The sequence below is a fragment of the Paenibacillus sp. Leaf72 genome, assembly GCF_001422685.1.
GTDB lineage: Bacteria > Bacillota > Bacilli > Paenibacillales > Paenibacillaceae > Pristimantibacillus.
The window spans coordinates 165,960-172,331 of the sequence record NZ_LMLV01000005.1 but is presented as its reverse complement, the minus strand read 5'-3'; the positions used below and the strand labels follow the sequence as shown (position 1 = coordinate 172,331).

Below are 6,372 nucleotides of genomic sequence, written 5' to 3'. Positions count from 1 at the left end.
CATTCACTCGACCATCGGGTATCTCACTCCCAATGAATGCGAACGCAGGTACCGAAAGGCAGCTTAAAAATCTCGGTTTCTTGTGTCTACTCTATTGACAGAGATACAATATTCATCTCCCTATAAGTACATAAAAGTTTCCATCCATGTACTCCGTACGGAGTGCGACCGAATTGAGTTAGATTGGGATCAAGATGTTATTTGGGTTTCAATCCACGTACTCCGTACGGAGTGCGACTGCGAAAGCAACGGCAACCCAACAATATAAACAAGTTTCAATCCACGCACTCCGTACGGAGTGCGACCTTAAGCGTCTTATCGTATTCTAGCGTTGGCTCTAGTTTCAATCCACGCACTCCGTACGGAGTGCGACATAAATGCGCCCTCTTCGTATCCTTTACTACGGTGTTTCAATCCACGCACTCCGTACGGAGTGCGACTGATTAAGTTTCAAATGGATGAAGACGACGACGAGTTTCAATCCACGCACTCCGTACGGAGTGCGACATTGACAACGGCAACTAGTGCCGCCGTTCAGACTGTGTTTCAATCCACGCACTCCGTACGGAGTGCGACAACGAGATAGACATATCGTCTTTCGTCCTAAGGTCGTTTCAATCCACGCACTCCGTACGGAGTGCGACGGTGGGGAGTGTCTATTGTTATTAAGTGGCTTTGGTTTCAATCCACGCACTCCGTACGGAGTGCGACGGTATGATTGGTCAAGCGTGGAGCTGATTGAGGATGTTTCAATCCACGCACTCCGTACGGAGTGCGACCAGCTCCAGCCTCTTCTTGCTTAATAAGTTCAGCCAGTTTCAATCCACGCACTCCGTACGGAGTGCGACTCCAATCTAGGCTTGATCAATAGGCCATCCATTAGTTTCAATCCACGCACTCCGTACGGAGTGCGACGAGTACGATTGTATGATCGGTCGTATAATCACAAGGTTTCAATCCACGCACTCCGTACGGAGTGCGACTACTGCGTCAGCCGAAACTTCTTGGCTATGGCGCTGTTTCAATCCACGCACTCCGTACGGAGTGCGACGTAAAGACGATTGTAAAACGCCTTGTCGCAGTAAAGTTTCAATCCACGCACTCCGTACGGAGTGCGACAGCGAAAATACTAGTGATTGATCCCATCATGGCATCAATCGCCCCATTTTTCAATAAATATAATACTATAAAAATCTGGATCAAACCTTGACTTTGCATAAAACAACTCAAATTCGACAATTTTCTACAATATCTGAGGTGCGAATCCCCCAGGGTTTTTATGGGAGCTTCACATTCGCACCATGTATCCGCAAAAATTTTTTCGCTTATAGAATAAGCGGCGCTTCCATATTATAGGCTTCTTTTGCACTGATGTGCTCCACATTGCTTTTGTGATTATCACCCAAATTGTAGAAGCGCAGGCTGTCCGTCTGCTTATCGATTAGCTCCTCCAATTCATACTTCAATTGGCGAAACTTTGTCGCATCTACAAAACATTCATATACGGAGTTTTGTACCCTCTGACCGTAATTTAGACAGGTTTTTGCCACTCGTGAGAGCCTTCTACGCCCTTCCTTGCTTGATGTACTCACATCATACGTAATTAATACGAGCATATGAACACCTACTTCCAGAAAAATGGCATATATTCGTCCAAATCACCACGAATATGCCTCGCAAGCAATAAGGTTTGGGCGTAAGGCACGAGCCCCCAAGCCATCTTTTAATTCATATAGGGGTGCATGATCTTCTCCTGCTTGCGTTCCTCCCACGCTTTAAGCACCTCTTCCTCGTGTCATCGTCCATGATAACGGCTCCATTTTATTTTTCATGAAACACTTGCCTTTAACTCAATCTCGCTTCCCTTTACATTCACTTCTTCCCCTAAGTCGATCGACTCCGTTGCCGTCTGAATGTTGAGACTTTCTTCACCGCTTACCTCAATCTTACTTCCAATCATAATCAGGGCGGATTTTATTTTTCAACAGTATAACAAAAAGCTCATTCCTAACTCATGGTTCAAGTTGGAATAAGCTTTTGCAAGTTTATCGAGTTTTTTAGTTTTTGGCTTGTTGTTTATAGTTGGGGTTGTAAATAAGCTTATATGAATATCGGTAAGGAGTCTGAGCATCCCTAATTTTTATTCAGTTAACATTGCTTGAAACTCTTCGAAACTCGCACTCGCAAAATATGTGACCGGTTCTACGTCTGTCGATTCTTCATGATTCCAAACACATACAGAAGGCTCTTTAGCATTATTACGATAGTCTAAACACACAAAATCACCTGCAAATAAAACCGCTATCGGTAACAATTCAGTGCCTACTAAATCTTCATCTGAAACAATCCTTTCATCCAACTGGGTTCTAACTACACCAATATCATAGAACTCATTATCCCTATCCCCAGTTACTTTTAGTATACACAAAAACCTATCAATCGTGTAACTATGACCGTTACATATAAAGCTATCTTTTTCAGGAGAAGAACCATTATATTATGTAATAAATTGTTTATACGCCTCTGGTAATTTAATTCTCCATTTACGCGCTTTTTCAAATAGTAAAGTATTATCTGGTAATGGATAAATAGATCCGTACTTAATCTTAATACATCCCCCTCCCACTATGTTCACCGAACTCTTAAAAACTATATCTCTTAACATGCCTGTTGTTAGTTGTTTTTATGACCCTGCTATAATAAAGAAAACTCATCATTACTCTTTAATATTAGAATTCCTATATTTAATTTCAGAAAGCGCCTCTTTAGCTGCCTCTTGTATTTCTTTACTAGGATGAATTAAAAATGTCTCTAAAATTGGTACATACTTATGATTCCCTGAAAAGCCCAAGAACGATATTACATACGTCAGATACTCTACTTTCAATGATGATATATAAGGAATAAATACATCCAATGAGATTTCAGCAGCTACATTCTGATAGACTATAGCGTTATTAATAGTATGTAGAATACTTTCTTTTAATGTATCATTTTTCTCTAAAACTACATATGATATTAATGAATTAACGCCTTCAATTATCTCGTTGGTATCCAGACCTCCATATTCTAAAATATCCCCTATTGCTTCGATTGCATTTTCTTTCTCAACCTCATCGTCCATTGAAAATATAGAATTCAATTTTTCAACTAGTTTCATTTCTTCATCCTCCACTCTTCTCCTACTTAGTCAGGAGATTTAATAGGTATGTGGGTACGGTTAATAAGATCTTCATTATAAAACTCGCTAGCAGGGTTTGATATGCCGGGAGGCTGATATTCACCTGTTACAGGATCAAAATATTTTTTACCTTTTTGAATTCTTACTATCCAACCATTAGCAGCATTACTCCCTGCTGGAATATCAGGTGATGAGTCAGGACCATGAACACGAACACGTATTGTTTGCCCATCTTCTACCCATTTATATTCGAAACCTTCCATCACTTTTCCTTCAATTGGAAATAACTCACGTCTCTTTGCATCTGTAGGTATTCGAGATAATATTTCATCTATCGACGCTCCCTCTATGTCACTAAAATCTCCAACCTTACCAGTACCCAGTTTATTCCCCTCAGGACCATGCTTACCGCCACCATCGCCATCCATCCGCGTCATCTGCCTATATTCCGCTTGGCTCATCATCTGCCAGAACCTCGAGCCATCGGCGGTCTGCTTCACAACTACACGGAAAGGCAGCATTTCCAGCACAGCATTACGCAGTTTTTCTACCAGTATACCTTCCTTTTCCAGCTCATCCAATAGCTTTTCCAGCGTGGACGCGTTCGTTTTTAGCTTCCCGTCCTTTGATGCTGCCGCGGCTGCTTCGTCCATTTGATCTGTGAGAAGCGGCTTCCCTTCTCCATCTTTATCCTTCTTCCCCTCTGGGCCATCTCCTCCATCCGTATACCCGTTCTTAGCGCCTTTGCCCACCCCTTTGGCAAGGGACTTCGTCGCTCCCGCTGCACCTAAAACCATCGTGCCCGCATCCACAATGCGAATATAGCCCTCCATCGTTTTCTGTCCGATTTCCTCGCTCTCCTCTTTCGTTTGAAAGAGCAATTCGGTTGGATTCAGCGTCATGCTTTTCGGGACTAATATAAAGGCCGGATTAAACATCATCGGATTAAAAGTAGGCATGTCCACGATCGGCTGTACAAAGCTTGTGGCAGCGGAAGTGATATCGCTCCAGATCTCTCCTCCCGATTTCTGCAGCGTCACCGTTTCCATGCCATAATCTACCGCTTGTAAAAATCCTTTCATCAGATCATTGCGTTCTTCCAGCGGCGCGGCCTCTTTACCGCTCACCCACTCGTACACCGTATCCGAGTTAATTAAGATATCCGCTGCATCTACCGCCAAATCCCAAAGCTCCAACGCTTCATTTTTTAGCGCCTTTAATTCCCCACTGCCTCGCGCCAGTTGGTTTTCCATCATCCGCTCAGCCGCCACTCGCTTGATTCCCTTTTCTTGCACCTGTTGCTCAAACGGGCTTAATATTCGCTCATACGTTTTCGTCACACTTGCTTTTAACTCAATCTCGCTTCCCTTTACATTCACTTCTTCCCCTAAGTCGATCGACTCCGTTGCCGTCTGAATGTAGAGACTTTCTTCACCGCTTACTTCAATCGAACCGCCGCTTAGATTCAGCGAGCCAGCGGCTTGAATCTGTACAGCCGTCGAGCTGTTCAGCATCACACCCGTATACTTGTTCAGCGAAATGAACAGCGCTCCCTCTTGCGCGGTCATATGCAGCTCGCTGTCCCCCAGGCTGAAGGCCTTGCCCTGCGGATTGCCAAATGACTTAACACCCGGATCGGCCATCGTCTTGTGGCTTTTCTCCTGCTGTGCTCCTTCCGCCTTCATCCGCACCGCATGGGTTACAATCGCCTCATCCTCATCTGCGCTTGGAAAATAGAGCTTAACCGCTGCCCCCTTCTCCGGCAGCATGTACAGCACCTGATTCCCTTCCGCTGAATACGGGAACCACTGCGCTTCTCCTGCATCCTGCTTGCTATCCATCTCCAGATGCAGCTTGACCTGATTGCGCTCCACGTCGATAATGCTGCCATTGATAGAAGCTCCAATGATCGCCAGATTATGCAGTTTGCGCTTTTTCAAGCCCTCTGGCAGCGCACATTCATAGCTCCACTGAAGCAGCCCATGCTTCAGACATCCATGCCGCTTCGTAATGAAATAGGTGACATGGTTATGCTTCACCTCATCGCCAAGCTGGAGCAGCTTCCCCCACTCAAACCGATAGGACGTATAATGCTGCTCTAGCCCGCCAGACTCATGGTTCATTTCCCGTTCTAAATAAGGCGCTAATTCCCGCTTGATTTCATAGGGATGGCCTTCCAGCTCAATCGGAGCCTTGCCATCCGGAATGCCAATCCAGAACTGCTGTTTATGTGCCGCAATATCCGGTACCAGCTCCGCCCCAACATGAGAAGCCAAGCGTTTGAGAAATTCCCAATCCGTCTCCTCATATTGCATCAAAAATTTACCCGTCTTCTTCTTCCCAAATGCCGTATCAATAACGTCTCCACGCCCATACTCGCGTACAATAGACCATACAATCTCATTGTATGTATGATCTGTGCTTTGGAAAGAACGCTTCTTTCGGCGCGTATCAAAATCATAGGTATGGGACAAGACTTCAAGCTGCACACGAACCCCATCCCTTGCGGCATGCAGCTCGACATGATGCAGCTGTCCAAGAAAGAGCGGCTGCTTCCTGCCATCCTTGAGTACCCGGTACACCCCGATATGATCATTTGCCGATGCATGGGTTATAATTTCATCTTCCTTTTCCTCTGCTACGGTACCCACTACAATTAATTTGCCATGCTCCCCAAATGCATGAATGATTTCCAGCTGCTCTAGCCGCAGCTTGCCATAGGGCCACACGAAGCGCAGATCCTTGTAATCTGCCGCTGTTTCCTCCGCTTGCTTTTCCTTCATCATCATCCCCCTCAGCGCCCTTCAATGGCTACAGCTGCCCATCCTGATCGATCGTAATGGTGCCTCCAGTCATGCACATTAATTGGGATTTACTAAGCAGTGCGGGCTGCTCGTCGATAAGCACATCCTTCTTGCCATCTGTCCATGGCCCGCAGGTCAATGGCTCGCAGACACCGCCCGTTTTTTTGCAAAAGCCAAAATGGCTGATGTTGTCGATTGGAACGGCATCCATCACATGCAAGGCAGGCTGGTCTTTAATATAGACGCCATGGGAGGTCGGCAAATTAAGCACACCCGGATCGGAGCCTTCGCTGCATTTTAATACGGCCCCTCTGACTACATAAAAATGCTCGCCCTCCAGCATGCCGTTCATAAGCGCTTGCAGCAGCATCGTAAACATCATGTCCT

The 6,372-nt window shown here is 45.4% G+C and carries 4 protein-coding genes, 2 pseudogenes and 1 CRISPR repeat array; all 6 genes and pseudogenes read right to left on the bottom strand.

Annotated features, from left to right (window positions below):
- Positions 1 to 136: 136 nt before the first annotated feature.
- Positions 137 to 1,119: a CRISPR direct-repeat array (repeat unit 33 nt; unit sequence GTTTCAATCCACGCACTCCGTACGGAGTGCGAC).
- Positions 1,120 to 1,325: 206 nt separating this feature from the next.
- Entirely contained in the window at positions 1,326 to 1,616 is a 291-nt protein-coding gene (gene cas2 / locus ASF12_RS12300; protein WP_056034693.1) for a CRISPR-associated endonuclease Cas2, read from the bottom strand.
- A gap of 8 nt (positions 1,617 to 1,624) precedes the next feature.
- A pseudogene (locus ASF12_RS35610) lies at positions 1,625 to 1,821 on the bottom strand (subtype I-C CRISPR-associated endonuclease Cas1); the annotation flags it as partial.
- 319 nt (positions 1,822 to 2,140) lie between these two features.
- Positions 2,141 to 2,485: pseudogene (locus ASF12_RS35605) on the bottom strand (SMI1/KNR4 family protein); the annotation flags it as partial.
- A 231-nt stretch (positions 2,486 to 2,716) separates the two neighbouring features.
- A complete protein-coding gene (locus ASF12_RS12295; protein WP_056034690.1) occupies positions 2,717 to 3,160 on the bottom strand; it encodes a hypothetical protein in 444 nt (147 codons plus the stop codon).
- A 26-nt stretch (positions 3,161 to 3,186) separates the two neighbouring features.
- Positions 3,187 to 5,970: a polymorphic toxin type 30 domain-containing protein gene (locus ASF12_RS12290; protein ID WP_081418776.1), complete on the bottom strand. Its 2,784-nt coding sequence runs from the start codon at positions 5,968 to 5,970 to the stop codon at positions 3,187 to 3,189.
- Positions 5,971 to 5,992: 22 nt separating this feature from the next.
- Complete coding sequence (locus ASF12_RS12285) at positions 5,993 to 6,367, bottom strand: DUF4280 domain-containing protein (RefSeq protein WP_235533137.1); 375 nt, start codon at positions 6,365 to 6,367, stop codon at positions 5,993 to 5,995.
- Between the last annotated feature and the right edge of the window lie 5 nt (positions 6,368 to 6,372).

Coding starts and splice junctions, on each gene's coding strand:
- ASF12_RS12290 (WP_081418776.1), bottom strand. CDS start 5,970: ATGATGATGAAGGAAAAGCAAGCGGAGGAAACAGCGGCAGATTACAAG.
- cas2 (WP_056034693.1), bottom strand. CDS start 1,616: ATGCTCGTATTAATTACGTATGATGTGAGTACATCAAGCAAGGAAGGG.
- ASF12_RS12295 (WP_056034690.1), bottom strand. CDS start 3,160: ATGAAACTAGTTGAAAAATTGAATTCTATATTTTCAATGGACGATGAG.
- ASF12_RS12285 (WP_235533137.1), bottom strand. CDS start 6,367: ATGATGTTTACGATGCTGCTGCAAGCGCTTATGAACGGCATGCTGGAG.